The organism is Paraburkholderia sp. USG1 (assembly GCF_031570135.1).
Classification (GTDB): domain Bacteria; phylum Pseudomonadota; class Gammaproteobacteria; order Burkholderiales; family Burkholderiaceae; genus Paraburkholderia; species Paraburkholderia dioscoreae.
Genome location: NZ_JAMWXW010000002.1, coordinates 217093 through 241999 on the forward strand (window position 1 = coordinate 217093; position 24907 = coordinate 241999).

Genomic DNA, 24907 nt, shown 5'->3' on the forward strand with positions numbered 1-24907 from the left:
CGCTTCCCCGTGTGCTGTCAGCCCCTGGCCGTCCGGGTGTTTTGCCGCGTCAGGCGGCCGCTGTTTCCGCTTCGTATGCCTTGATCGCCTCGCTCGCAACGCGGAAAGCCGCGAGCGCGAGCGGCGCGCCGCAATACACGGCGGCCTGCATCAGCACCGCGCGGATTTCTTCCCTGGTCACGCCGTTGCGCAACGCGCCCTTCACGTGCACCGACAATTCGTGGTGCTGGCTCATCGCCGTGAGCATGCCGAGGTTCAGCATGCTGCGCGTCTTGAACGGCAACGTCGGGTCGCCCCAGATGTCGCCCCAGCAACTTTCGGTGACGAACTTCTGCATCGGCCGGTTGAAGTCGTCGGCATTGGCCCACGACTTTTCGACGTGAGCCGCACCCAGTACTTCCTTGCGATTTTCAAAACCCTTGTTGAAGCGGTCGTTGGTATCCATCGTATTTCCTCTGTAGTTCAAACGGATTCGTATTGCCTGCCCGGATGATTGTCCGACAAGCCAGGTGAACAAATTTTTTTCGACGTAGCGCGCGAACCCCCGTGCGCTACGTCGTGCGTCAATCCACGCCGTAGCCGACCAGCGCCTTGGTTTCCAGATACTCGCGCAGGCCCGCTTCGCCCCATTCGCGGCCATTGCCCGAACGCTTGTAGCCGCCGAACGGCGCGCCGAAATCGGCAGGCGGGTAGTTCAGATGCACGCCGCCCGCACGCAACGCGCGGCCGACCTTGCGAGCCCGTGCGAGGTCTGCGGATTGCACGTAGGCCGCGAGGCCGTAGTCGGTGCCGTTGGCAATGTCGATCGCCTGCTCTTCCGAGTCGTACGGAATCATCGACAGCACCGGTCCGAAAATTTCTTCGCGGGCGATCGTCATTTGCGGCGTGACATCGGCGAATACGGTGGGGCGTGCGTAATAGCCCGTGTCGATGCCGTCCGGCCGCCCCGTGCCGCCCGTGACGAGACGCGCGCCTTCGTCGATGCCGATCTGGATCAACGCCTGCACCCGCTTGAACTGGTTCGCGTTGACGAGCGGGCCGAGTTGCGTGGCCGGGTCGTCGGTCGGTCCGAGCCGATATGCTTGCGCGGCACGCTTCGCGATCTGCGCGGCGTCGTTCATCAGATGACGCGGCACCAGCATGCGGGTCGGAATCGAGCACGACTGACCCGAGTTCGTGAAGCAGGCGGCAACGCCGCGCGTCACCGCCTGATCCAGATCGACGTCGTCGAGCAGGATGTTGGCCGACTTGCCGCCCAGTTCCTGAGCGACGCGTTTGACCGTTTCCGCAGCGGACTGCGCGACCAGCACGCCGGCGCGGGTCGAACCGGTGAACGACACCATGTCGATATCCGGATGGCTCGCGATTGCCGAACCGACGCCCGGCCCGTCGCCGTTGACGAGATTGAACACGCCCGCCGGCACGCCGGCTTCATCGAGCACGTCGGCAAACAGCAGCGCGCTCAGCGGCGAATACTCGCTCGGCTTGAGCACCATCGTGCAACCGGCCGCGAGTGCCGGCGCGATCTTGACGACGATCTGGTTGACCGGCCAGTTCCACGGCGTGATCAGACCGCACACGCCGATCGGTTCGAGCACGATGCGCGTACTGCCGCGCTGTTCCTCGAATTCGAAGCGTTCGAGCACGTCGATCAACGCATTCAGATGCGCGGGACCGCGTGCCGCCTGACCGTTGCGCGCGAACGTGATCGGTGCGCCCATCTCGCGGCGCATCAACTCGGCGAATTCGTCATAGCGTCGCTCGTAGATACTGAGAACGCGCTTGAGCAACGCGACGCGTTCGGCCACGCTCGTCGCCGACCAAGTCGCAAACGCGCGGCGCGCGGCGGCGACGGCGCGATCGACATCTTCCGCGTTGCCCAACGCGAGCTTTTCAAAGGGCGTTTCCGTCGACGGATCGACGATATCGAACCAGACGGCGGACGCGGGTTCGACCCAACGTCCGTCGATATAGAACTGGGCTGCGTGAGACATGACAGGCTCCGGAATCAATGAATCGGAATGCAGGTTCAGGATGCGGCTCCGGGCAGGAGCCGGTATAGCTCGGTGTGATCGGTGGCGGGCGTGGAGCGCTGCGCCGCTTCGTCCCATACCTCGACACAGGTGGCGCCGAACGTCATGGGATGCCCCACGGCCTGGGCGAGCGCTCGGGCGATCTTCAGATCCTTGTTCATCAACTGCAGCGCGAAGCCGGAAGCGAAAGTGCCGCTCAGCATGAACTGCTTAGCCTTGTTTTCCGACGTATTGCTGCGGCCCGTGGACGCATTGAGCACGTCCGTCATCACCTGCGGGTCGATACCGAAGCGGCTTGCGATCTGCAGCGCCTCGACCGTGGCCGCCACGCTCGCCGCCGACACGTAGTTATTGAGCGCCTTCGCCGCATGCCCGGCGCCCGCTGTGCCGATATGCAGCACGTTCGTGCCCATCGCGTCGAGCAGCGGCTTGCAGCGCGCGAGCACGTCCGCATGGCCGCCGACCAGAATCGCCAGCGTGCCTTCCTTCGCGCGCTTGACGCCGCCCGACACGGGCGCATCCAGATACGCGAGCCCCTGTGCTTCGAGCGTCTTGCCGAGCTCGCGCGAACGCTCCGGTTCCGACGAACTCATGTCGATAACCACGGCGCCTTTCGCGAGCCGCGCGGCCCAGCCCTTGTTGTTCCCGTCGCCGAGCACCACGGCCTCGACGATCGCCGAGTTGGGCAGCATGGTGATCAGCGCATCGAGCGAGGCCGCGTTGTCCGCGTTCAGGCGGTGCGAGCCGCTCTGTTCTGCCAGCGCGTCGGCGCGTGCGGCGTCGGCATCGTCGATGAACAGTTCGAAGCCTGCCTTGCGAAGGCATTGCACCATCGGCGCGCCCATCATGCCGAGGCCGATGAAACCGACCCGTTTGGCTTGTGTCATGAGAAAGCTCTCCTAGCGCAGCGCCGAGAAGGCGGTCGGCGCGAGGAAGTGGTTCTCGATGCGCTCGACGATCGGCTTGTCGGCTTCCGTCGCCGCACGTTTGGCCATCCACTCGGGGTCGGCCTGGAACGCGTTCCACTTCTGCTCGCGCTCCGCGAGGCTTTCCCACTTCAGCATATAGGTCAGCGCGTGATTGCTCGGACCGATCAGCGTGGTCCAGAAACCGATCTGTTCGATACCGTACTTTTCGAAAAAGCCGAGCGTGGTCGACGTGAAGCGATCGAGCAACGCCGGCAGGCGCGTCGGCGCACAGTGGTAGATACGCATTTCAACGATCATGTACATCTCCTTGTGGGATGATCAGATGGCCAAAGCCAATGAGTTTTGCTCGCGGCCGATTCAGTCCGCCAGTCCCTCGCCGGACGACCAGCGTTCGACGTACTTGACCAGTTCGGTCATGTCGCGTTTCGAACCGTCCTGCATGGCCGCGTAATTCCATACCTGACGGGCGACGCTGCCCACCCACATCGGCACGCCGAGCGCCTGGCATTCGTCGACCGCGAGGCCGATGTCCTTGCACACACTGCCGACCGGAAAGCCGAAATCGAAGCTGCCTGGCAGGACATGCTTCGGGAACTTGTCCATCGTCGCGCCGTTCTTGCCGCTGCCCGAATTGATCACCGACATCATCACTTCCGGATCGAGGCCGCCGCGCACGCCGGCAACAAACGCTTCCGACGTGATCGCAAACGCGGTGGACGACAGCATGTTGTTCAGCAGCTTGAGCAACTGCCCCTGGCCCGGCTGGTCGCCGACCACGAACACCTTGCCGAGCACTTCGAACAGCCCGCGCACCTGGTCGAGTACAGCCGGCTTGCCGGCCAGCATGATCGCGAGCGTGCCCTTCTTCGCTCCGGCAGCGCCGCCGCTCACCGGTGCATCGACGGTATCGATACCCTTCACCAGCAGGCCGTCGGCGACTTCCTTTTCCATGCGCGATCCGACCGTGGACAGATCGACGAGAATCTTCACCGCGCTGCCGTCGATCAATCCGCCTTCGCCGAGCGCGACCTGCCTGAAGATTGCCGGCGTGGGCAGACTCGTGAATACGATGCGCGCGGTGTCGGCCACATCTTTCACCGATTTCGCCGCGCGCGCGCCGATCGCCGCCAATTCCGCGACCGCCTGCTCATCGCGATCGAACACGACGAGCGTATGGCCCGCCTCGATGAGACGGCGCGCCATAGGCCGCCCCATCACGCCTACTCCGACAAAACCGATCGTGTTGCTGCCTTGATCACTGCTCGACATGACTGTCCTCATCTGTTGGGAAGCTGTTTTCGTTGCGCGGTTCAGGCCGCGCGCGCGAGCCGCATGAGCGACGCGGCATCCGTTTCGCTGTCGAAACGCCACAGCGCATCGATCAGCGGTTGCGGCGCTACGCCCGAGCCGCCGTAAGCGGCCAGGTCGCGCAGTTTCGCCGCGAGTTCGACATCGGCGAGCGGCGCCGCGAGACTGCCGCGCGCCGCATGAATGCGCCGCGACACGGTTTCGCCCGAGCGCAGCACGACGGCCACCTGGGCGGACTCCACCGGCCACGATGCATCGTCGATAAAACGCAGACGCGCGCCGAACGCACGCAGCGACGGATTGGCGACCGCGCTGTCGCTGAACTCGGCAAGGCCCGCTTTGCCCGTGGCCAGCGCGACCGCTACTGCATGTTGCGCGCTAACCTGCGATTCGCGGCCGGTGCGCACGTGCGGCCGGTCGGTGCGCTCGCGCAGCAACGGGTGTCCGGTCAGCTCGACGCGCTCGACGTCGCCCACGGTCCAGTTCGCATCGCGGCGCAGATCGAGGCACGCTTCGATCACCGGGTTCAGCACCACGCCGCACGGGTACGGTTTATAGGTGTTCGACAGCAGCGCCCATTCGTGGCCGAGTTCACGCGTCAACGCCTCGACATCCGGCTTCGTTGCCGCGACGCGCAGAAAACCGCGCGTGCCTTCGAGCGGCGCATCGGGGCCGGAGAAATCGTCGGCGGCGAGCAGCGCGGACAGCAAGCCGTTGCGCGCCGCGTTGCCGACGCTGATGCTCTTCGACATCGTGCCGAGCGTCTCCACCAGACCGCCCGCCTGTGCCGACGCATTGCCGAGTGCCCAAGCGATCTGTTGCGCGCTCAGGCCTTGCGCTTTGGCGATCGCCGCAGCCGCGCCGAACACGCCGCAGGTCGACGTGATATGCCAGCCGCGCCGATAGTGCTCGGGCGAAACCGCATTGCCGATCCGGCATTCCACTTCCACGCCGACAACGAATGCGAGCAGCAGCGCTTCGCCAGTCAGCGGGCGGGCGTCAGGCGCAAAGTCCGCAAGCGACTCGGCGAAGGCGAACAGGGCGGCGGCGACTGGTGCAGTCGGATGGATGATCGTCGGAATATGCGTGTCGTCGAAGTCGAACACGTTCGCGCTCATGGCGTTGAGCGCTGCGGCGTTCAGCATGTCGAAGCGCTCGCGCCGCCCGATCACGCTCGAACCCTCGCCCGCGCTAAAGCGCTGATAGGTGCGCACGGCTTTGCCGAGCGTCGGGTCGGAGCAGCCGGCCAGCGCAACCGCCAGATAGTTGACGAGCGAGCGCCTGGCTTCGTGGCGCACGGCGGCCGGCACGTCTTGCCACGTCGTGTCCGCTACCCATTGCGCGACGCGCTGCGTCACGTGACCGGCGTCGCCGTTCGTGCTGGCCTGGCTTGAACTGCTGTCTGACTGTGCTGCCATGTGCAAGGTTGTCCTCTACCGGATGTCTCTCTTGATTCGCTGCGACGCCTCGTGCGGACTCGCCGCACGCGAGGACGCGCTTACGGTTCGGTGGCCGAAGCCGCGCGGGCGTTGACCGGCTGGCCGGACGCGTCGGTCGTGTCGCTGACTTCGGCGGCGATCGATTCGAGCGAACGCTTCCTGGTCTCGGTGCCGAGCACACCCACAATCAATGCCTGCACGAGCAACGTGCCGACGATCAACGTCAGGACGCCGGCAATGCCGAAGCCCGTGAAAGCCCACGCCACAACGTACGGCACGGCGATGCTGACCGCGCGGCCGGCGGTATTCGACACGCCCGAGCCGCGCAGACGCAGTTCGGTCGGGAACAGTTCCGGCACATAGGTCGCGACGCTGAACGACGACAGCACGTAAATACAGCAGGTAATCGCGAAACCGAGCGCGGTAATCATCACTTCCGACTGCGCGAACGGATAGGCCGCGCCGAACGCCGCGCAGATCAGCGAAAACAATACGATGCCCCATTTGCGGCCGACACGCTCGGCGAGCGCAAACGCGATCAAGGAGCCGACCGGACCGCCGGCGAACATCACGCTCGTCAGGCCGAGCGAATTCGACACGCTGTGGCCCTGCTTGACGAGGAAGGTCGGAATCCAGCTGACGAACGCGTAGTTGACGATAAAGAGCGCGACCAGCACGGTGATGCCGGTAATGGTGCGCGTCAGCAGACGGCGCGTGAACAGATCACCGAGACGGCCGTTACCCGGCGCGGCGCGACGCGGCTGCTGGGCGGCCGCCGCGATCGCTGTGGCGGAGTCGACGCCGCAGGCCTTTTCGATGGTGGACACCACCTGGTCCGCTTCATCGGCGCGATTGCGCGAAGCCAGCCAGCGCGGCGACTCCGGCATCGATTTACGCAGGAACCACACGAAGAGCGCGCCGCAACCGGCGATCGCGAACATCCAGCGCCAGCCGTAGTGCGGCACGATCAGCCAGCCGAGAAAGGTCGACAGGAACAACGAAGTATTGATGATCAGATTGAGGATCGTACCGAAGCGGCCGCGCCACGCGGCCGGAATGAATTCGCTCAATGTGCCGTAGCCGACCACGATTTCCGCGCCCATGCCGATTCCCATCACGAGGCGGAAGAAGATCAGCCAGTACATGGAAGGCGCGAGCGCCGCGGCGATCGACGCGAAGCCGTAGATGCCGAGGTTGAACTGGTAGCAGAAGCGCCGCCCGAAGCGATCGCCGAGCACGCCTGAGAGCCAGGCGCCCGACATCATGCCGACGAACGTGACCGACACGAACATCGCATTGAGCTTCAGCGTGGATTCGCCGCTGTGGATCATCGCGGCAAGCACGGTGCCGGCGATATAGATATCGAATGAGTCGAAGTACATGCCCGCGGCAATCAACCCGAGCAACCGCCAGTGATAACCGGACAGCGGCAGGCTGTCCAGCCGGTATCCAATCGTTGCTTCGTTCTGCATGGATGCTGTCTCCGTGAATGTCTTTGTTCTGGTTCCGTAGCTTCCAACACCGCTGGCCTTGCACCGCCGCTTTCATCGCCGGATGTGAGCGGTAACATTAAGGTGGATTATATTCCTGTCATACAATCGGTCAAGACGATATTGGCTGTTCCGTGGCTTCTTTTTGTGTTGCAGTGCATGACAATCAGGCGTGTGTTCGCACCGCTAATCCGGCTTTGTCTTTGATCGGCCCGGCTGCGGCGTAGAGGCTGCCAGCGCTATTTTTACGTCGGCGTGGCCAGTTCGCGCATCCTCGTCGAGCGGGCAATTCTGGATAGCGCTAACACATGAATAGGCAAGTTATGTCGCCAGCCAGCCGCCATCGACTGGCAGCATCGCGCCCGTCATCTCCGCTGCCGCGTCGCTGCACATGAACACCACCAGATCCGCGACATGCGACGCCTGCACGAAATGGCCGGTCGGCTGTTTGCCGGTCAGAAAGCGCTCGATTGCCGATTCGCGGTCGAGTCTCTCCTCTTCCATCAGCGCCTGGATGCGGTTTTCGCTGGTCGGCGTATGCACGGCGCCCGGACAGACCGCATTGCAGGTAATTCCCTGCCCCATTGTTTCGGCAGCCACCGCGCGCGTCAGACCGAGCAGCGCGGATTTGGTGGTCACGTAATCGACACGATTGACCGTGCCGCGCATGCCGTACACCGAGGTCATATTGAAGATGCGCCCCCAGCCGCGCTCGCGCATGCCCGGCAGCGCCAGGCGGATGGTGTGAAACGCCGCACTCAGGTTCACCGAAAGCGCCTGCTCCCATTTGTCGACGGGAAACGCTTCGATCGGCGCGAAATGGCGCACCACCGCGTTGTTGATCAGCACGTCGATCGCGCCGACACGCTCGATTGTCTCGAACATCATCCGCTCGACGGCTCGCGCATCGCCGAGATCCACCTGCAGATAATCCGCGCGATAACCGTGTTTCTGCTCGAAGGCAGCGCGCGCTGGCTCGACCTGCTCGGGCGTCTCGACGCCGTGCAGCACGACCCGGCAGCCGGCGCCCGCAAGTGCGTCGGCCATCGCCAGACCCAGCCCATGCGACGAGCCTGTTACGAGTGCAATTCTCCCCTTCATTCCGCGATTTTCCCTGTCGAAAGCATGCCCGTTGCCAGACCGCAGGCGAAACACAAATGTTCGCCGCTCCTGAATGATAGCGCTAACTTAACCGAAAAGACGCAGCGCTGCAACCTAGGGAATTGCCCGGGAGCAGACAAAAGAGAGTACGACGGAACTGGGCGCGGCAGCGCCGGACGGGCATGACAGCGCGGCGCGGCAAGCCTTTCGAACGGCACAAAAAGAAAGGGGCGCATTATGCGCCCCTTGTTCACCGTCGACGAAACCGCTGCTTCAGGTACTTTCGCGCTGGATAATTTCGAAACCGAGATCGAGCCTGGCCGGCACGACAGGTTCATTGCGCATTCTTTGCAGCAGCGCTTCGGCGCTGCGCCGGCCGATCTCCAGGCGAGGCAGGTTCAGACAGGTCAGGCGCGGCACCGTGTGGCGCAAGATGTCGAGATCGTCGAAACCGGCAATCGCGATGCGCTCCGGCACTTTCCAGTTGCGCCGCTGCGCTTCGAACAGCGCGCCGACCGCGAGCACGTCGCCGGCGAAGAAGATCGCGTCTACTTCGGGCACACGCTGCATCATGTCCACCATCGCATGTGCGCCGGAGGTCAGACCGCCCTCCACTTCGCGCACGAGGCCGGGGTTGCGCTCACGGCCGAGCGCGTCGAGCGCCGCATAGTAGCCCTTCAGGCGCTCGCGGGCGCGCATGTTGTTCTTGGTGGTGAGGCAGACGAACCCGATCGACTTGTAGCCGCGCCCAGCCAGATACAGCGTCATTTCCTTGGCCGCGTTGAAATTCGAGTAGCTGACGGCCATGTCGAGCGGCGTACGCGCGAGGTCGCCCGTTTCGACGATGGGAATGCCCGCGGCGCGGATCAACTGGACGGCGCGCGGCGTATGCACGGTGTCGTGCAGCACGAGCCCGCACACGCGTTGGGCGATGAACGCATCGATCAGCGCCTCTTCTTCTTCGAGCGAGTAGCCGCTGTCGGCCAGCAACAACTGCATGCCCGCAGAGCGCAACACGTCGGCACAACCCTTGATGCTATGCGAGTACAACGAGTTCTGGATGCTCGGAACAATCTGGCCGACCACATTCGAGCGCGCCGACGCGAGATTCGATGCAATGTGATTCGGAACATAGCCTATGCGGCGCACCGTATCGAGCACCAGCTTGCGGGTTTCCTTGGAGAGCCGTTCAGGTTCGTTGAGCGCGCGCGACACCGTCATCAGGGACACGTTCGCCGCCTTCGCAACGTCGATCATGCGCACCGCCTGCCCGCCCGGGCGTGTCTTGGCCGCGGTCGTGCCCGCGCCCTTGCCCGTTTTTCGCGCGGCTTTCGACGCGGTTTTCACTTCGCCGCCCGGACCGCCTGCCAACCTGATCTTCCCGTCCTCGACGGCCGTCACACGCTTTTTCACTCGCCCATCCGGCTCTTTGATTTGATAGCCGATTGTAGCGTATGCCAGGCGCCGTTCCGCGCGGGTTTGCGGCGACTGATGAAGCCGGGCACCGCTCCAAGCGTGCCCGCAACGACACAACACAAGCTGCCGGCTGCTTGCTATGATAGCGCTCTCATACATTGGGAAACAGGAGACAGCTGCCATGACAGCCGCACCCGAAAACTACAAGATTTACGCCATCAAGTACGCGCATCACGACCGTCCCGCTCGCGACAACTTCCTTGGCGGCGATCCGCACGATGTGAACATGCCTCTCGACTATTTCGTGTGGGCGGTGGTCGGCGAAAGCCGCACCTTCCTCGTCGACACGGGTTTCGACGTCGAAGGCGGTACGAAACGCCGCCGCACCATCACGCACTCCGTCGAACAGGGGCTCGGCGCGATCGGCATTCGCCCCGACACGGTCGAAGACGTGATCATCACGCACATGCACTACGACCACGCCGGCAACCGTTCGCTCTTCCCGAAAGCGCGCTACCACGTGCAGGACCGCGAAATGGCGTATTGCACGGGCCGCTGCATGTGTCATGGCGCACTGAACCACCCGTTCGATCCGGAAGACGTCAAATCCATGGTCGGCCGAGTTTTCGACGGCCGGGTGGCGTTTCACGACGGCGCATCGAACCTCACCGCGGGACTGAGCGTGCACCGCGTCGGCGGCCATACGGACGGTCTGCAGGTGGTGCGTGTGCATACGGAGCGTGGCTGGGTCGTGCTCGCTTCCGATGCATCGCACCTCTACGCGAACATGGAGCAGAACCGCCCGTTCCCCGCCGTGTACAACGTGGGCGACATGATCGAAGGCTATCGTCGCGCGCACGAACTGGCGGACTCCGCACAACACGTCGTGCCCGGCCATGACCCGGCCGTGCTGACGCGTTATCCGGCCGAGAGCAAGGAAACCGAAGGCTGGATCGTGCGGCTTGACGCGGCGGCGCGCTGAGAGGGTGCACCAACCTCGATATCCGCACCGTCATGCAGCGTTTCCGGCACCGTCCTGGTGAGTTTTAAGCGAAGACTAAAGAAGTTCGCCAACTGGTCGATACCATGATTAGGGGGTTTTCCCGCTTCCGGACCTGACCCAGGGTCCGGCGTTCCCCGCATGGAGAAACGCAGTGAAACGTCTGGCTTATGGCGCCCGCGGTGAAAGCTTTGCGCTCAAGCGGCAACGCCCATGAAACGCAACCTGTTCTTCCGGTTTCTCGGGCGCCTTCGCGTCGGCCGCAAGCTGCTGCTGATCTATCTGCTCGACCTGAGCGCAGTGCTGTACATCAGCGGCATCCTGATCCACGAGAAATACATTGCGATCGACTTCTCCGACAAGGAGCTGGTCGGCAATGCCTACGTCGCGGCCGTGCATGACGCGCTTGTCGACTTTGCGCTCGCGGGGGCCGGAAAGCCGCAGACGCCGCCCCAATTGCAACGCACGGCGAGCTGGCTCGCCGACGCGGAGCGCCGCTATGGCGCGAACATGCAGAGCGCCGAAATCAATGCGCGCGTGCTCGCGGCCCTCACGGCCAGCGCGGCGCCCCATGCGAGCGCCGCGACGGTGGACGGCGGGCTCGAAGCGACACGCGAACTGGTGACGCGGGTCGGCAACCAGTCGAACCTGATTCTGGACCCCGACCTCGACAGCTACTACTCGATGTCGCTGTCGATCCTGCGCTATCCGGAGCTGCTCAGCGACGTCAACCGGATCGGCCGCCATCTGCACGATGCCGGCGCGAGTCTTCGCACTGCACGGATGAGCCACGACGAGATGCGGACCCGCTACCTCGTGCTCGAAGGCCAACTCGACGCGGTGTTGCAGGGTCTGCGTTCCGACTATGCGGAGGCAGCAGCCACGAACGCCACGCTGACCAGAACCATCGGTCCGCCGATCACGCACATGCTCGCCGCGATCGACGCGTATCGCCGCGTGGCCGGTGCGGCAGTCGACGCCGGCTCGGATGCCGCCACGCTCACGGCGCTCGATACCGCGCAGCAGGGCGTGGTAATGAGCGTGAGCGACGCGTGGAGCACGACCGGCAATCAGCTCGAAAGACTGCTGCATGAACGCGTGCGCGGCCTCTTCGAGCGGATGTGGCTGCACCTCGGCACGGCGTTGTTCCTGCTGTGCGCGATCCTGAGCATGGTGTATTTCGTCGCGCAGCAGATTTCGCGGCCACTGCGCCAGCTCGCGCGCGTGATGGACACGGTGCGGCGCACGGGCGACCATTCGCTGCGCGCCAGATGGCATAGCCAGGACGAGATCGGCCAACTCGTGCGAGGCTTCAACGACATGCTCGCGCAGCTCGATCGCGAGCGCGACGTGCAGAAGGAACTCGCGGCGACAGCGCGCGCGTCGGCCGCGCAATATGCACTGGTCGAGGCGACTCCGGTGCCGATGGTCGTCACGGCGATCCCGGGGCATGAGGTGCTGCATGCGAACAAGCCCGCGCTTTACTGGCTGAATGGCTGCACGGTCGATCCGTGGGCCGTCGGTCTCGACTCGGAGGTGCGCGCGCGTTTCTTCCAGCAACTCTCCGACCGCGAGGCGGTCGACGAATTCGAGGTGCACTGGAAAGCGGCCAAAGAATCCACCTGGGCAATGCTGTCGGCGCGGCGTCTCGACTTCCAGGGGCGCGACGCCGTGCTGACCGCCTTCACACCGATCAACCAGATCAAGCTGATGGAGCAGCGCCTCGAATTGTGGGGCAAGGTGTTCGAGGCGTCATCCGAAGCCATCCTGATTCTCGACGCGCAACGGCGGCTCGTGACCGCAAACGCATCGTTCTATCGCGCGACCGGATATCGCGCCGACAACGTGACGGGCAAGGAACCCGCTTTCCTGTTCGGCACGCAGGAGCACGACGACATTCTTCCGGCCGTGATCGATTCCGTCGATCGCCTGAGCGTATGGCATGGCGAAGCGCACGTACGGCGGCGCGCGGGCAGCGACTATCCGGCGTGGCTGATGGTGAGCGCGGTGCGCGACCGGCGCGCGAACCTGTCGCACTACATCTGCACACTGATCGACATCACCGATCGCAAGAAGAGCGAGGCGCGCATCCAGTTCCTCGCCGAACACGACGTGCTGACGGAGCTGCCGAACCGCGAGCTGTTCGTGAAGCGCCTTGGCGTCGTGCTCGGCAACGCGCGCCGCACGGGGCAGCGCGTCGCGGTGCTGTTCATCGACCTCGACCGCTTCAAGAACATCAACGATTCGCTGGGCCATCACATCGGCGACAGCCTTCTGCGCTCGGTCTCGCGACGCCTGTTGCAGGCCGTGCGCACCAACGACACGGTAAGCCGGCTCGGCGGCGACGAATTCACGGTGATCCTGAATAGCGTCAGCAACGCGGCGGACGTCACGCGCACGATCGAGGAGCGTTTGCTGCCGCTCGTGCGCCAGCCGCACGAGGTCGGCGGCGTCACGCTGCAGGTGTCGTGCAGTGTGGGCGTGGCGCTGTTCCCCGACGACGGCGAGGACATCGAGACGCTGATGCAGAACGCCGACGCCGCGATGTACCAGGCGAAGGGCGCCGGGCGCAACCTCGTCAAGTTCTTCGCGCCCGACATCGCCGAGCGCACCCGCTACCGGCTGACGCTCGAAGCCTGCCTGCGCAGCGCGATCGCAATGCACGAGTTCCGCCTTGAGTACCAGCCATGCGTCGATGCACATACGGGCGAACTGGTCGCCGTGGAAGGTTTGCTGCGCTGGAACAGCCCGCAGATCGGCATCGTGTCGCCCGCGCAGTTCATTCCGGTCGCGGAAGATACGCGGCTCATCATTCCGATTGGCGCGTGGGTGATAAACGAAGCCTGCCAGCAGATTGCCGCGTGGGATGCCGAAGGCATGACGCCGCTGCGCGTCTCGATCAACCTCTCGGCGATCCAGTTGCGCGATCCGGACCTGATCGGCACGCTCGCGGACAGTCTCGCGCGGCATGGCGTCGCCCCGTGGCGGCTCGAACTCGAGATCACCGAAACCGTGCTGATGGACAACGCGGAGAACTATCTCACCATGATCAACGCGATCCGCGCGCTCGGGGTCAAGCTCTCGCTCGACGATTTCGGCATCGGCTACTCGAGCCTCAGCTATCTGAACCGCTTTCCGCTCGACCGGCTCAAGATCGATCGGGCGTTCGTGCTCGACATGCTCGATGCCCGCGCGGACCTTGCTATCGTCCGCGCGATCATCGAACTGGGGCACGAACTGGGTCTGCGGGTGGTCGCCGAGGGTGTCGAGAGCGAACATCAGGCGCGCATCCTGCGCACGATCGGTTGCGACGAACTGCAGGGCTTCCTGTTCTCGAAAGCGTTGTCGCCGGCCGATTTGTGGTCATGGACGAACGCGCGCAAGGTGGCGTGAGCGGCACGGCACCTTTCTCACGGTCGTGCGCTGTTTCTGCCGGCGCAGACGCGTGACGGCGGCGGGCCCAACGCTCGCGCTCTCCCGACCGGATAAAGTCTCGCCCATTTCGCTGCAAATGCCGGTTTTCCCACATACCGCCAGCTTACGACTTGTCATCCTGATGACTCGGACGTGCGGCGGGAGATTGCCATGTCGGTCTATGTGGATGAAGGGTTCAGGCCCTGTGTGACGGAATGCGCGACGGTCGCGTTCCGGGTGTGCTGTGACGATCGCGCGCAGATCTTCGAGGTCAGCGCCGAAGCACTCGTGACTTATTGCGGTGCGGCGAGCAAGCGAAAACAGGATCTGCTCGTCGCATTCGAAGATGCGCAACTGGAAATCCTTTCGGTAGCCGCGCAGAAGTGGACATTCAGACCGACGGAGCCGGTGCGTCTCGGCCTCGACGAATTCCGTATGGTCAGACATTAGACGGCAGGCATGCCAGAATAGCGCCATGACCTGGATCGCCGCCCTGCCCATGTATAACGTCACGCCCGCGCTCGACTTCGAGTGGCGCGAGTGGCTCGCCGACGTACTGCGCATGGTCAAGCCCGCGTGCCGCATTGTCGAACCGGACGAGGAATTGCATGGCTTCTGGCGGCGGCCCAATCTGCTGATCTCGCAGACCTGCGGCTACCCGTTCATGCACGGCCTGCACGAACAGGTGCAGTTGATCGCCACGCCGCGCTTCGACGCGCCCGGTTGCGAGGGCGCACATTATTCGAGCGTACTGGTGACGCGCGCGGATGCGCCGTTCGACACGCTCGCGGCGTGCCGCGGCGCACGTGCCGCCTACAACCAGGACGATTCGAATAGCGGCATGAACGTGTTTCGCCACGCCGTGGCGCCGCTCGCGCGCGCCGGCCTGTTTTTCAGCGCGGTGTTGCGAACCGGCTCGCATCTCGGCTCGTTGCGCGCGGTGGCGGAAAATCGCGCGGATATCGCGGCGATCGATTGCGTGACCTTCGCTTTCGTGTGCGACGAAATGCCGGAACTGGCGCGGCAGGTTCGCCGGATCGGCACGACGGCGCCATCGCCGGGGCTGCCGCTGATCGCCTCCGGCACGGTGCCCCCGGCAACGGTCGAAGCCTTGCGCGAAGCGTTGAACGAGGTGCTCGCCGCCCAGCCAGAACGTGCGAAACGCCTGCGTTTGCAGGGGTTTTCCGTGTTGCCGAGCTCGGACTACGAGCGCATCGAGGAACTCGAAAACGAAGCGCGCGCCGTCGGCTATACGCGCCTCGCCTGAACTGCGGCTTGACGGCTACTGCACGTCCAGCACCAGAAGCTGCGCGCCGTCGGCCACCTGATCGCCAACCGCATACAGCACCTCCGAGACCGTGCCCGCCGCCGGCGCACCAATGGTGTGCTCCATTTTCATCGCTTCCATCACGATGAGCGGCGTGCCCTTCTCCACCACGGTGCCCGGTTCCACCAGCACGGCGATCACCTTGCCCGGCATCGGCGCAGTCAAACGGCCTTCGCCGCCTTCGGTGTCCGCTGCGTGTGCTAGCAGGTTTTGCCATTCGAACGCCAGCGCTTCGCCGAGGCAGAACACATGGAACGTATCGCCGTCGACGAACACACGGCCCGTTGCGCGCGCGTCGCCGATCGTCGCGCGGAATTCATGCGGGCCGCTGCCGTCCGACCATTTGAAGTCCTCACGCACGCCATCGTGTTCGAGCGTTTGCGTGCCGCCGTCGCGCGCGAACGTGACCGTGAACAGGCGGGCGCTCTCGCCGCCGCTGTCTATGTCGCGCCAGCCGAGCGTCTGCGTATAGCCGCCATTCAGACGCCAGTGCGACAACGCATCCCACGGCGACGCGCCGTGCGCCGTGCCGCCTTCGCGCGTGAGCAGCGCCGCGCAGGCGAGCGCCAGCGCTTCCTTGTACGGCTTCTTGCGCGGCGCGAACAGGGCGTCGTGATGGCGCTCGATCAGGCCCGTGTCGAGATCGCCCGTTGCAAACGGCTCGCTCGCAACAATGCTCTGCAGAAACTCGACGTTGGTATGCGGGCCGACCACCTCGCACGCATGCAGCGCGCGGCTCAGGCGCGCGAGCGCCTCTTCGCGCGTGGCACCGTGCACGATCAGCTTGGCGATCATCGGATCGTAAAACGGCGTGATGGTGTCGCCTTCACGCACGCCGCTGTCGATACGCACCGGCGCTTTACGCCCCGGCTCGCCGAGACCCGACGCATCGATCGTGAATTCCACGCCTTCCGGCATGCGCAGATGTTTGAGCGTGCCTGTCGACGGCAGGAAGCCGCGCGCCGGATGCTCTGCGTAGATACGTGCTTCGATTGCGTGCCCGTCGATCTTCAACTGTTCCTGCGTGAGCGGCAGCGGTTGATCAGCGGCCACGCGCAGTTGCCATTCCACCAGGTCCTGGCCGGTCACCATTTCCGTGACCGGATGCTCGACCTGCAGGCGCGTGTTCATTTCCATGAAGTAGAACTCGCCCGTGCTGGTCATGATGAACTCGACCGTGCCCGCACCGACGTAATTCACCGCGCGCGCCGCGGCCACGGCCGCCTCGCCCATTTCGCGCTTGATTTCAGCGGACAATCCGGGCGCCGGCGCTTCTTCCAGCACTTTCTGATGACGCCGCTGCACCGAACAATCGCGGTCGAACAGATAGACCGCACCGCCGTGACGATCCGCGAACACCTGCACTTCCACGTGACGCGGCCGCGTCAGGTACTTTTCGATCAGCACGCGATCATTGCCGAAGCTGCTCGCGGCTTCCCGCTTGCACGAAGCGAGCGCCGCCGCGAAATCCTCACTGCGCTCCACCACGCGCATGCCCTTGCCGCCGCCGCCGGCACTGGCTTTGAGCAGCACCGGATAACCGATCGCATTCGCCTCGCGGTGCAGCAGTTGCGCGTCCTGATCGTCGCCGTGATAACCCGGCACGAGCGGCACGGCGGCCGCATGCATCAAAGCCTTTGCGGCGGCCTTCGAACCCATTGCCGCAATGGCTTCGACCGGCGGTCCGATAAAGACGATGCCGGCCGCCTCGCACGCTTGCGCGAAATCTTCGTTCTCCGACAGAAAGCCGTAGCCCGGATGTACCGCTTGCGCGCCGGTGGCGCGAGCGGCCTCGATAATGCGTTCGACGCGCAGATAACTTTCCGCCGCGCTCGCCCCGCCGATATGCACCGCCTCGTCGCAGGCGGCCACGTGTTTCGCGTTGGCGTCCGCATCGGAATAGACGGCCACGCTCGCGATGCCGAGCCGCTTGCAGGTTGCGGCGACGCGGCACGCAATCTCGCCCCGGTTGGCAATCAGGATCTTGTTGAACATGAAGTGTCTCGATGAAGTGTGCCGTTTTATCGGGGCTGTTGTTCTGGTCAGGGCGCGGCAAGCGCCCCGGAATGTGATGCATCAGTCGCGCCAGGCGGGCGCGCGTTTTTCGAGGAACGACGCGACGCCTTCGCGACCTTCCGCGCCGGCACGCGTGCGTGCGATGCGCGCCGCCGTGTCAGCGATCAAGGCCTCGTTCAACTCGTGGCCCGCGATATCCTGCACGAGCTGCTTGCACGCGCGCACGGCTAGCGGACCGTTTGCGCAGAGCGTCTCCGCAATCTGCCGCACAGTGGCGTCGAGTTGCTCCATGCTCACCGCTTCGCTGACGAGCCCGAGACGCAGCGCCGTCGCACAGTCGAACTGCTCGGCGGTGATGAAATAGCGGCGCGACGCCTGCTCGCCCAGCGCACGAATCACGTATGGCGCGATGGTGGCGGGAATCAGGCCGAGGCGTGCCTCCGAAAGACAGAAACGCGCGCTTTCAACGGCCACCACGATGTCGCACGCCGAGATCAAACCCATGCCGCCAGCGTACGCGTCGCCGTTCACGCGCGCGACTACCGGCTTGTTGCAGCGATAGATCGACGACAGCATGTTCGCCAGCAGCATCGCGTCGGCCCGGTTCTCGTCGTCCGAGTAACCAGCCATTTTCTTCATCCAGTTCAGATCGGCGCCTGCGCAGAAGGCCTTGCCATTCGCGGCAAGCACTACCGCGCGCACGTCGTCGCGATCGTTGAGCGCCGTGAAGGCAGAGGTCACTTCGGCGATCATCGTTTCGTTGAACGCGTTGCGCACGTCCGGGCGATTCAATGTGACCGTGGCGATCTGTCCGGCGAATTCGACAGTCAATGTTTCGTATTGCATCGTCGCAGCTCCCGCGCTTCGTCGCGCATCGTCACATTCTGAACACGCCGAAACGCGTGTCTTCGATCGGCGCATTCATCGCGGCTGACAAACCGAGACCGAGCACGTCGCGCGTTTGCGCCGGATCGATCACGCCGTCGTCCCACAGCCGCGCGCTCGCATAGTACGGATGGCCCTGATGTTCGTATTGATCGCGGATCGGCTGCTTGAACGCCTCTTCTTCTTCGGCGCTCCACGTGCCGCCCTTGCCTTCGATGCCGTCGCGCTTCACCGTGGCCAGCACCGACGCCGCCTGCTCGCCGCCCATCACCGAGATGCGCGCGTTCGGCCACATCCACAGAAAGCGCGGCGAATAGGCACGGCCGCACATGCCGTAGTTGCCCGCGCCGAACGAGCCGCCGATGATCACCGTGAACTTCGGCACCTTGGCCGTGGCCACCGCCGTTACCATCTTCGCGCCGTTGCGTGCGATGCCTTCGTTCTCGTATTTGCGGCCCACCATGAAGCCGGTGATGTTCTGCAGGAACACCAGCGGAATCTTGCGCTGGCAGCACAACTCGATAAAGTGCGCGCCCTTGAGCGCGGACTCCGAAAACAGAATGCCGTTGTTCGCGATGATGCCGACCGGATGCCCCCAGATATGCGCAAAGCCGGTGACGAGCGTGGTGCCGTAGCGCGCCTTGAATTCATCGAACGCGGAGTCGTCGACGATCCGCGCGATCACCTCGCGGATATCGAAAGGCTTGCGGGTATCCACCGGAATCACGCCGTACATGCTCTTTACGTCGTAGCGCGGCGGCTTCGGTTCCTGCAACGCGACCGGCACCTGCTTGCTGCGATTCAGATTGCCGACGATGCTGCGCGCAATCCCCAACGCATGCGCATCGTTCTGCGCGAGATGATCGACCACGCCGGACAAACGCGTATGCACGTCGCCGCCGCCGAGGTCTTCCGCGCTCACCACTTCGCCAGTCGCGGCTTTCACCAAAGGCGGGCCGCCGAGAAAAATCGTCCCCTGATTCTTGACGATGATCGATTCGTCGCTCATGGCCGGCACATACGCGCCGCCCGCGGTACACGAACCCATCACGACGGCGATCTGGGGAATACCCGCGGCGGACAGATTCGCCTGGTTGTAGAAGATGCGGCCGAAGTGATCGCGGTCCGGAAACACGTCGTCCTGATTCGGCAGATTCGCGCCGCCCGAGTCGACCAGATAGACGCACGGCAAGTGATTTTCAGCGGCGATTTCCTGCGCCCGCACGTGCTTTTTCACGGTGACCGGGTAGTAGGTGCCGCCCTTGACGGTTGCATCGTTGCAGACGATCACGCACTCGTGCCCCGCGATCCGGCCAATCCCGGTGATGACGCCCGCGCCGGGCGCATCGTTGTGATACATGCCGTAGGCCGCGAGTTGCGAGAACTCGAGAAACGGCGTGCCCGGATCGAGCAGTTGCGCGATCCGGTCGCGCGGCAGCAGTTTGCCGCGGCCCGTGTGTTTGTCGCGCGCCGCCCGACCGCCGCCCAGCGCGAGCTTTTCGATCTTCGCGCGAAGATCGGCGACCAGCGCTTCGAGCGCGGCTGCGTTGGCGCGGAAGTCGTCCGAGCGCGGATTGAGCTTTGATTCGATGATCGGCATGGCGGGCTTCTCCTTCAGACCGTCTCTGCGAACAGTTCGCGGCCGATCAGCATGCGCCGGATTTCGCTCGTGCCGGCGCCGATTTCATAGAGCTTCGCGTCGCGCCACAAACGGCCGACCGGATACTCGTTGATATAGCCATTGCCGCCGAGAATCTGGATCGCCTCGCCCGCCATCCACGTGGCTTTTTCCGCGGTGTAGAGAATCACGCCCGCGCAGTCTTTGCGCACCTGGCGCACGTGTTCCTTGCCGAGCGTATCGAGTTGCCGGCCCACCGCGTACAGATACGCGCGGCATGCCTGCAATGTGGTGTAGAGATCGGCCACCTTGCCCTGAATGAGCTGGAACTCGCCGATCGGCTGACCGAACTGCTTGCGGTCGTGGATATACGGCACGACCGCGTCCATGACCGCGACCATGATGCCCGTGGGCCCGCCCGCGAGCACGGCGCGTTCGTAGTCGAGACCGCTCATCAGCACCTTCGCGCCGCCGTTCAGCTGGCCGAGAATGTTTTCTTCCGGCACTTCCACGTCCTGGAACACCAGTTCGCCGGTATGCGAGCCGCGCATGCCGAGCTTGTCGAGCTTCTGCGCAACCGAGAAACCCTTCATGCCCTTCTCGACGATAAACGCGGTAATGCCGCGTGAATTCGCTTCGGGATCGGTTTTGGCGTAGACGACCAGCGTGTCGCAATCCGGGCCGTTGGTGATCCACATCTTCGTGCCGTTGAGCACATAGTGATCGCCGTTCTTCTTCGCGCGCAGCTTCATGCTGACCACGTCCGAACCCGCGTTCGGCTCGCTCATGGCAAGCGCGCCGATGTGTTCGCCGGACACGAGCTTGGGCAAATACTTCTGCTTTTGCGCTTCCGTGCCGTTGCGATGAATCTGGTTGACGCACAGATTCGAATGCGCGCCGTACGAGAGACCGACCGATGCCGACGCGCGCGAGATTTCTTCCATGGCGATCATGTGCGCCGTGTAGCCCATGTTCGCGCCGCCGTATTCCTCCGAGACCGTCATGCCCAGCACGCCCAGATCGCCGAACTTGCGCCACAGGTCCATCGGAAACTGATCCGTGCGATCGATTTCCGCGGCGCGCGGAGCGATTTCTTTGGCAGCGAATCCCGCGATGCTGTCGCGCAGCATTTCGATTTCTTCGCCGAGCGGGAATTGCAAACCGGGCAGGTTGCTCATTGCTGTGTCTCCAGAGTTCGTTGGCGGCCGGCCTGAATATAGGCGCCGACTGGTCCGAATGCGGCCCGGCGGACGGTGGCGGAACTGTTGACCCACCTCTGTCGTCCCACCCGAGGCGCAACGTTCAAGCCGCATTTCACGCCAGATTTACGTAAGCGTCAATAGGTATTTTTGAGTGTCACTCAGAAACTGGTCCAAGTGTGTAAAGAGCGTCCATGACGTGATAGGATTGTCATCAAGGGTTCATTCGGCACGCTTTCATACCGAATCCAACCAACAAATCTGAACTGGACTCATATGACGGTTGCCACGAAGGCCGAGTTACCCGCCTCGCGCCGCCAGCCGGCCGGGCGCAAGTCGCAGCAACGTGTGAAGGAGATCCTTCAGGCGGGGCGCGACGTGTTCTCCGAAAAGGGCTACGAGCGCGCGACGACCGCCGAGATCGCGCAGCGTCTCGGCATTTCCGAGGCGACCGTGTTCAGCTATTTCCGCGGCAAACGCGAGCTCTGCGCGCGGGTGATCGGCGACTGGTACGACGAGATTATCGAAGCGATCGAATCCGGCTTGCCGCGCGACGGCAATGTGCGGCAGCAGTTCGCGTTCATCGTTCGCACGCATTTGCGGCTGATGCTCGTGAACGGCACCGATCTATGCGCACTGGTGTTATCCGAAGGGCGGGCCCGCCACCACGAGTTGAGCGAAGCACTCACGGAGTTGCAGCGCCGCTATACCGCCCCGTTGATGCGCGTGCTTGCGCAAGGCCAGGAGAGCGGGCAGATTCGCGGCGACATGCCCTTGCGCCTGTTGCGATCGATGGTGTTCGGGCCGATGGAGCACGTGCTATGGGATGCGACGCTCGCGAACCGGCACATCGATATCGATGCGACCGCGGACCGGCTCATCGACGTGCTGTGGGCCGCGCTCACGCCGCCGGACCTGGCGGTGAGCGCCCTGCAACAGTTCAGAGTCGAAGTGGCGGAGGCGAACCGGCGATTTGAAGAGGCCGCGCGTCATGGGGCAGGTACGCCTCGCGGCGGCGAATAACAGACACAGGTCCGCTTTTCCGGTTCTTCGAGGTTGGGTCGTCGGGCGAAAAAACGGCTAATCTACAGCTTCCCTGCGAAGCCCGATGGAGAGCCCAAGTGCCGAAAGAACCCGCTGCGAAAACCGCAAAGGCCGCCGGAACGACGAACATCCGCATCGGTATCGGCGGCTGGACCTATGCGCCCTGGCGCGGCACCTTCTACCCCTCCGACCTCACGCAAAGCCGCGAACTCGAATACGCGAGCAGGAACCTCACGTCGATTGAAATCAACGGCACGTTTTACGGTTTGCAGAAACCGGCGAGCTACGAGAAGTGGTATCAGGAAACCCCGGACGATTTCGTCTTTTCACTGAAAGCGCCGCGTTATTCGACCAATAGAAAAGTCCTCGCCGACGCGGGTGAAACAATCGAACGCTTCTTCGGAAGCGGTGTGCTGCTGCTCAAACAGAAACTCGGTCCGATCAACTGGCAGTTCGCGCCCACCAAGAAATTCGATAGCGAAGACTTCGAAGCCTTTCTGAAATTGCTGCCGCCCAGTATCGAAGGCCAGAAGCTCAGACATGCGATCGAGGTTCGCAACGACACCTTCAAAACGCCGGAATTCGTCGCGCTCGCCCGCAAATACAAAGTCGCTGTCGTATTGGCCGGCGACAGCGATTACCCGCAGATCGCGGATATCACGGCGCCCTTCGTCTATGCCCGCATCATGGGCACAACGGATAAACAGGCCAACGGCTATTCGACCAAAGCGCTCGACGCATGGGCCGAACGCGCGCGGCAACTGGCGGCAGGTACGACTCCGGCCGACCTGGAGACCTCTGCGCAAGCGCCTGCCAAAGCGGCCGCGCGCGACGTCTATCTGTACGTCATCAGCGGTTTCAAGGAGCGCAATCCGGCCGCCGCGATGGCGCTGATCAAACGTCTCTGACCTGCGCCATCCCGGCCGAAGCACGCGAGTGTCATAATCCCGGCAGCGAAGACAGCCACGATCAACGCACCCACACTCACGCAGTCAGGCCGCGAGGCCGCTTCATCACCAAGGTCCGGGAGAACATTTTGAACGCCATCGACAATCCTTTGCACGATCAGGAAGTCGGCTCGGCCGACGCCACCCAGGACACCACGCGCATCGACGACGTTCGGATCGGTGCGGTACGTCCGCTGATTTCCCCTGCGCTATTGCAGGACGAGTTGCCCACGCCGCCTTCGGTGCAGACGCTGGTCGAGAAGACCCGCGCGGAAATCGCCGACATTCTGCATGGCCGCGACGACCGGCTCGTGATGATCGTCGGACCGTGTTCGATTCACGACCGCGACCAGGCGATCGAATATGCGCGCAAGCTGAAAGTCGCCGCCGACACCTACAGGGACGATCTGCTGATCGTGATGCGGGTCTACTTCGAGAAGCCGCGCACTACCGTCGGCTGGAAAGGCTATATCAACGACCCGCGTCTCGACGGCAGTTTCCGCATCAATGAAGGTCTGCGTCTTGCACGGCAACTGCTGCTCGACATCAACGGTCTCGGCCTGTCCACGGCCACCGAGTTTCTCGACCTGCTAAGCCCGCAGTACATCGCCGATCTGATCGCGTGGGGCGCCATCGGCGCGCGCACGACGGAGAGCCAGAGCCATCGTCAACTCGCTTCGGGATTGAGCTGCCCGATCGGTTTCAAGAACGGCACGGACGGCGGCGTACAGATCGCCGCGGACGCGATCGTCGCCGCGCGCGCGAGCCACGCGTTCATGGGCATGACGAAAATGGGCCTGGCCGCGATCTTCGAAACGCGCGGCAACGACGACGCGCACGTGATCCTGCGCGGCGGCAAGAAAGGGCCGAACTACGATAGCGCGTCGGTGGAGGCGACTTGCGCCGCGCTGAAATCAGCGGGACTGCGCGAGCAGGTCATGATCGACTGTTCGCATGCGAACTCGGGCAAATCGCATTTGCGTCAACTCGAAGTGGTGCAGGATATCGCGCAGCAATTGTCGCAGCACGAGCGCCGCATTATCGGCGTCATGCTGGAAAGTCATCTGGAAGAAGGCCGCCAGGATCTGAAGCCTGGTGTGCCGTTGCGTCACGGCGTATCGATCACGGATGCCTGCGTCAGTTGGGCACAGACCGAGCCGGTGCTCGAAACACTCGCCGAGGCCACCCGCAAACGCCGCGCGGGCTGAGCACGCGCCGGGCTGCCGGCACTACGTCGAGCACGCCCTGCAGGAAGTCCCGTTGGGGACAGCACGAAAAACACACGCGCCGCACCAGCCGCCGATGGATCCGTCTTACCGGGGTTGGGCAGCGCGTGATTCCTCACGCCCGATGCATCGCTCGCCGCGCGCCAACGCAGCGCGCGTGGATGTTCCGGCGCGAAGCGCGTTGCATTACGACGCGTTGACGGCTTCCTTGAACGCCTTGCCGGCAGTGAACTTCACCGTCTTGGCAGCCGCGATCTGGATCTCGGCACCCGTCGACGGATTGCGGCCCACGCGTGCTGCGCGCGCGCCGGTCGAGAAAGAACCGAAACCGACCAGTTGCACCGTATCGCCACCCACCACGGCCTTGGTCACCGCTTCGACGATCGCGTCGATGGTTTGGCCGGTGGCCGCTTTGCTTTCGCCCGTCGCTGCGGCGACTGCATCAATCAGTTCCTGTTTGTTCATAGCACTTCCCGTATGGTAATCATGGAACCGGCGCCACATCCGTTGCGCCG

General features: G+C 63.8%; 21 protein-coding genes. 7 read left to right on the forward strand and 14 right to left on the reverse strand.

Annotation, left to right across the window (positions count from 1 at the left end):
* Positions 1 to 49: 49 nt before the first annotated feature.
* From NE850_RS03500 to NE850_RS03540, 9 genes are all read right to left on the reverse strand, one after another.
* Positions 50 to 445, reverse strand: coding sequence for a carboxymuconolactone decarboxylase family protein (locus NE850_RS03500; protein WP_007177743.1), 396 nt, complete (start codon positions 443 to 445; stop codon positions 50 to 52).
* 118 nt (positions 446 to 563) lie between these two features.
* A complete protein-coding gene (locus NE850_RS03505; protein ID WP_007177744.1) occupies positions 564 to 1994 on the reverse strand; it encodes an aldehyde dehydrogenase family protein in 1431 nt (476 codons plus the stop codon).
* Positions 1995 to 2029: 35 nt separating this feature from the next.
* Positions 2030 to 2920, reverse strand: coding sequence for an NAD(P)-dependent oxidoreductase (locus tag NE850_RS03510; protein WP_007177745.1), 891 nt, complete (start codon positions 2918 to 2920; stop codon positions 2030 to 2032).
* Positions 2921 to 2932: 12 nt separating this feature from the next.
* Positions 2933 to 3259 (reverse strand): NIPSNAP family protein, encoded by a 327-nt coding sequence (locus NE850_RS03515; RefSeq protein ID WP_007177746.1) that lies wholly within the window; start codon positions 3257 to 3259, stop codon positions 2933 to 2935.
* Between the two features lie 60 nt (positions 3260 to 3319).
* Positions 3320 to 4231 (reverse strand): NAD(P)-dependent oxidoreductase, encoded by a 912-nt coding sequence (locus NE850_RS03520; RefSeq protein WP_007177747.1) that lies wholly within the window; start codon positions 4229 to 4231, stop codon positions 3320 to 3322.
* A 41-nt stretch (positions 4232 to 4272) separates the two neighbouring features.
* Positions 4273 to 5688, reverse strand: coding sequence for an MmgE/PrpD family protein (locus NE850_RS03525; RefSeq protein ID WP_007177748.1), 1416 nt, complete (start codon positions 5686 to 5688; stop codon positions 4273 to 4275).
* A gap of 80 nt (positions 5689 to 5768) precedes the next feature.
* On the reverse strand, positions 5769 to 7181 hold the full coding sequence (locus NE850_RS03530) for an MFS transporter (protein ID WP_007177749.1): 1413 nt from the start codon (positions 7179 to 7181) through the stop codon (positions 5769 to 5771).
* Between the two features lie 339 nt (positions 7182 to 7520).
* Positions 7521 to 8300: an SDR family oxidoreductase gene (locus NE850_RS03535; RefSeq protein WP_007177750.1), complete on the reverse strand. Its 780-nt coding sequence runs from the start codon at positions 8298 to 8300 to the stop codon at positions 7521 to 7523.
* Positions 8301 to 8573: 273 nt separating this feature from the next.
* Positions 8574 to 9713 (reverse strand): LacI family DNA-binding transcriptional regulator, encoded by a 1140-nt coding sequence (locus tag NE850_RS03540; RefSeq protein ID WP_007177751.1) that lies wholly within the window; start codon positions 9711 to 9713, stop codon positions 8574 to 8576.
* Positions 9714 to 9897: 184 nt separating this feature from the next.
* Here NE850_RS03540 and NE850_RS03545 point away from each other — a divergent pair, with 184 nt between their 5' ends.
* The 4 genes from NE850_RS03545 (at position 9898) to NE850_RS03560 (ending at position 15397) form a co-directional block, all read left to right on the forward strand.
* The gene (locus NE850_RS03545) at positions 9898 to 10698 is read left to right on the forward strand and encodes an N-acyl homoserine lactonase family protein (RefSeq protein WP_007177752.1); all 801 of its coding nucleotides are present in this window, start codon (positions 9898 to 9900) and stop codon (positions 10696 to 10698) included.
* Positions 10699 to 10929: 231 nt separating this feature from the next.
* Positions 10930 to 14109 (forward strand): EAL domain-containing protein, encoded by a 3180-nt coding sequence (locus tag NE850_RS03550; protein ID WP_310698441.1) that lies wholly within the window; start codon positions 10930 to 10932, stop codon positions 14107 to 14109.
* A 192-nt stretch (positions 14110 to 14301) separates the two neighbouring features.
* Positions 14302 to 14580: a DUF1488 family protein gene (locus NE850_RS03555; RefSeq protein WP_011492294.1), complete on the forward strand. Its 279-nt coding sequence runs from the start codon at positions 14302 to 14304 to the stop codon at positions 14578 to 14580.
* Between the two features lie 25 nt (positions 14581 to 14605).
* Positions 14606 to 15397: a phosphate/phosphite/phosphonate ABC transporter substrate-binding protein gene (locus tag NE850_RS03560; RefSeq protein ID WP_007177755.1), complete on the forward strand. Its 792-nt coding sequence runs from the start codon at positions 14606 to 14608 to the stop codon at positions 15395 to 15397.
* Positions 15398 to 15412: 15 nt separating this feature from the next.
* Here NE850_RS03560 and NE850_RS03565 read toward each other — a convergent pair whose 3' ends face one another.
* The 4 genes from NE850_RS03565 to NE850_RS03580 all read right to left on the reverse strand — a co-directional run bounded on the left by NE850_RS03565 (position 15413) and on the right by NE850_RS03580 (position 21154).
* Positions 15413 to 17452, reverse strand: coding sequence for an acetyl/propionyl/methylcrotonyl-CoA carboxylase subunit alpha (locus NE850_RS03565; RefSeq protein WP_007177756.1), 2040 nt, complete (start codon positions 17450 to 17452; stop codon positions 15413 to 15415).
* Between the two features lie 81 nt (positions 17453 to 17533).
* Complete coding sequence (locus NE850_RS03570) at positions 17534 to 18319, reverse strand: enoyl-CoA hydratase/isomerase family protein (protein ID WP_007177757.1); 786 nt, start codon at positions 18317 to 18319, stop codon at positions 17534 to 17536.
* Between the two features lie 31 nt (positions 18320 to 18350).
* The gene (locus tag NE850_RS03575) at positions 18351 to 19958 is read right to left on the reverse strand and encodes a carboxyl transferase domain-containing protein (protein ID WP_310698442.1); all 1608 of its coding nucleotides are present in this window, start codon (positions 19956 to 19958) and stop codon (positions 18351 to 18353) included.
* Between the two features lie 14 nt (positions 19959 to 19972).
* Positions 19973 to 21154 carry an isovaleryl-CoA dehydrogenase gene (locus tag NE850_RS03580; protein WP_310698443.1) on the reverse strand — a complete coding sequence of 394 codons (1182 nt, stop codon included), beginning with the start codon at positions 21152 to 21154 and terminating at the stop codon, positions 19973 to 19975.
* A gap of 297 nt (positions 21155 to 21451) precedes the next feature.
* On the opposite strand from NE850_RS03580, the gene NE850_RS03585 reads away from it, so the two are divergent.
* The 3 genes from NE850_RS03585 (at position 21452) to NE850_RS03595 (ending at position 24374) form a co-directional block, all read left to right on the forward strand.
* The gene (locus NE850_RS03585) at positions 21452 to 22198 is read left to right on the forward strand and encodes a TetR/AcrR family transcriptional regulator (protein WP_007177760.1); all 747 of its coding nucleotides are present in this window, start codon (positions 21452 to 21454) and stop codon (positions 22196 to 22198) included.
* 98 nt (positions 22199 to 22296) lie between these two features.
* Entirely contained in the window at positions 22297 to 23127 is an 831-nt protein-coding gene (locus NE850_RS03590; protein ID WP_007177761.1) for a DUF72 domain-containing protein, read from the forward strand.
* A gap of 128 nt (positions 23128 to 23255) precedes the next feature.
* Positions 23256 to 24374 (forward strand): 3-deoxy-7-phosphoheptulonate synthase, encoded by a 1119-nt coding sequence (locus NE850_RS03595; RefSeq protein ID WP_007177762.1) that lies wholly within the window; start codon positions 23256 to 23258, stop codon positions 24372 to 24374.
* Positions 24375 to 24578: 204 nt separating this feature from the next.
* On the opposite strand, the gene NE850_RS03600 is transcribed toward NE850_RS03595, so the two are convergent.
* Positions 24579 to 24857 (reverse strand): HU family DNA-binding protein, encoded by a 279-nt coding sequence (locus NE850_RS03600; protein ID WP_006049832.1) that lies wholly within the window; start codon positions 24855 to 24857, stop codon positions 24579 to 24581.
* Positions 24858 to 24907: the final 50 nt, after the last annotated feature.

Excerpts from the sequence above, each read along its gene's own strand:
- NE850_RS03580 (WP_310698443.1), bottom strand. The coding sequence starts at position 21,154 with ATGAGCAACCTGCCCGGTTTGCAATTCCCGCTCGGCGAAGAAATCGAA.
- NE850_RS03515 (WP_007177746.1), bottom strand. The coding sequence starts at position 3,259 with ATGATCGTTGAAATGCGTATCTACCACTGTGCGCCGACGCGCCTGCCG.
- NE850_RS03560 (WP_007177755.1), top strand. The coding sequence starts at position 14,606 with ATGACCTGGATCGCCGCCCTGCCCATGTATAACGTCACGCCCGCGCTC.
- NE850_RS03550 (WP_310698441.1), top strand. The coding sequence starts at position 10,930 with ATGAAACGCAACCTGTTCTTCCGGTTTCTCGGGCGCCTTCGCGTCGGC.
- NE850_RS03570 (WP_007177757.1), bottom strand. The coding sequence starts at position 18,319 with ATGCAATACGAAACATTGACTGTCGAATTCGCCGGACAGATCGCCACG.
- NE850_RS03530 (WP_007177749.1), bottom strand. The coding sequence starts at position 7,181 with ATGCAGAACGAAGCAACGATTGGATACCGGCTGGACAGCCTGCCGCTG.
- NE850_RS03520 (WP_007177747.1), bottom strand. The coding sequence starts at position 4,231 with ATGTCGAGCAGTGATCAAGGCAGCAACACGATCGGTTTTGTCGGAGTA.
- NE850_RS03565 (WP_007177756.1), bottom strand. The coding sequence starts at position 17,452 with ATGTTCAACAAGATCCTGATTGCCAACCGGGGCGAGATTGCGTGCCGC.
- NE850_RS03600 (WP_006049832.1), bottom strand. The coding sequence starts at position 24,857 with ATGAACAAACAGGAACTGATTGATGCAGTCGCCGCAGCGACGGGCGAA.
- NE850_RS03575 (WP_310698442.1), bottom strand. The coding sequence starts at position 19,958 with ATGCCGATCATCGAATCAAAGCTCAATCCGCGCTCGGACGACTTCCGC.
- NE850_RS03510 (WP_007177745.1), bottom strand. The coding sequence starts at position 2,920 with ATGACACAAGCCAAACGGGTCGGTTTCATCGGCCTCGGCATGATGGGC.
- NE850_RS03555 (WP_011492294.1), top strand. The coding sequence starts at position 14,302 with ATGTCGGTCTATGTGGATGAAGGGTTCAGGCCCTGTGTGACGGAATGC.
- NE850_RS03585 (WP_007177760.1), top strand. The coding sequence starts at position 21,452 with ATGACGGTTGCCACGAAGGCCGAGTTACCCGCCTCGCGCCGCCAGCCG.
- NE850_RS03500 (WP_007177743.1), bottom strand. The coding sequence starts at position 445 with ATGGATACCAACGACCGCTTCAACAAGGGTTTTGAAAATCGCAAGGAA.
- NE850_RS03505 (WP_007177744.1), bottom strand. The coding sequence starts at position 1,994 with ATGTCTCACGCAGCCCAGTTCTATATCGACGGACGTTGGGTCGAACCC.
- NE850_RS03525 (WP_007177748.1), bottom strand. The coding sequence starts at position 5,688 with ATGGCAGCACAGTCAGACAGCAGTTCAAGCCAGGCCAGCACGAACGGC.
- NE850_RS03545 (WP_007177752.1), top strand. The coding sequence starts at position 9,898 with ATGACAGCCGCACCCGAAAACTACAAGATTTACGCCATCAAGTACGCG.
- NE850_RS03535 (WP_007177750.1), bottom strand. The coding sequence starts at position 8,300 with ATGAAGGGGAGAATTGCACTCGTAACAGGCTCGTCGCATGGGCTGGGT.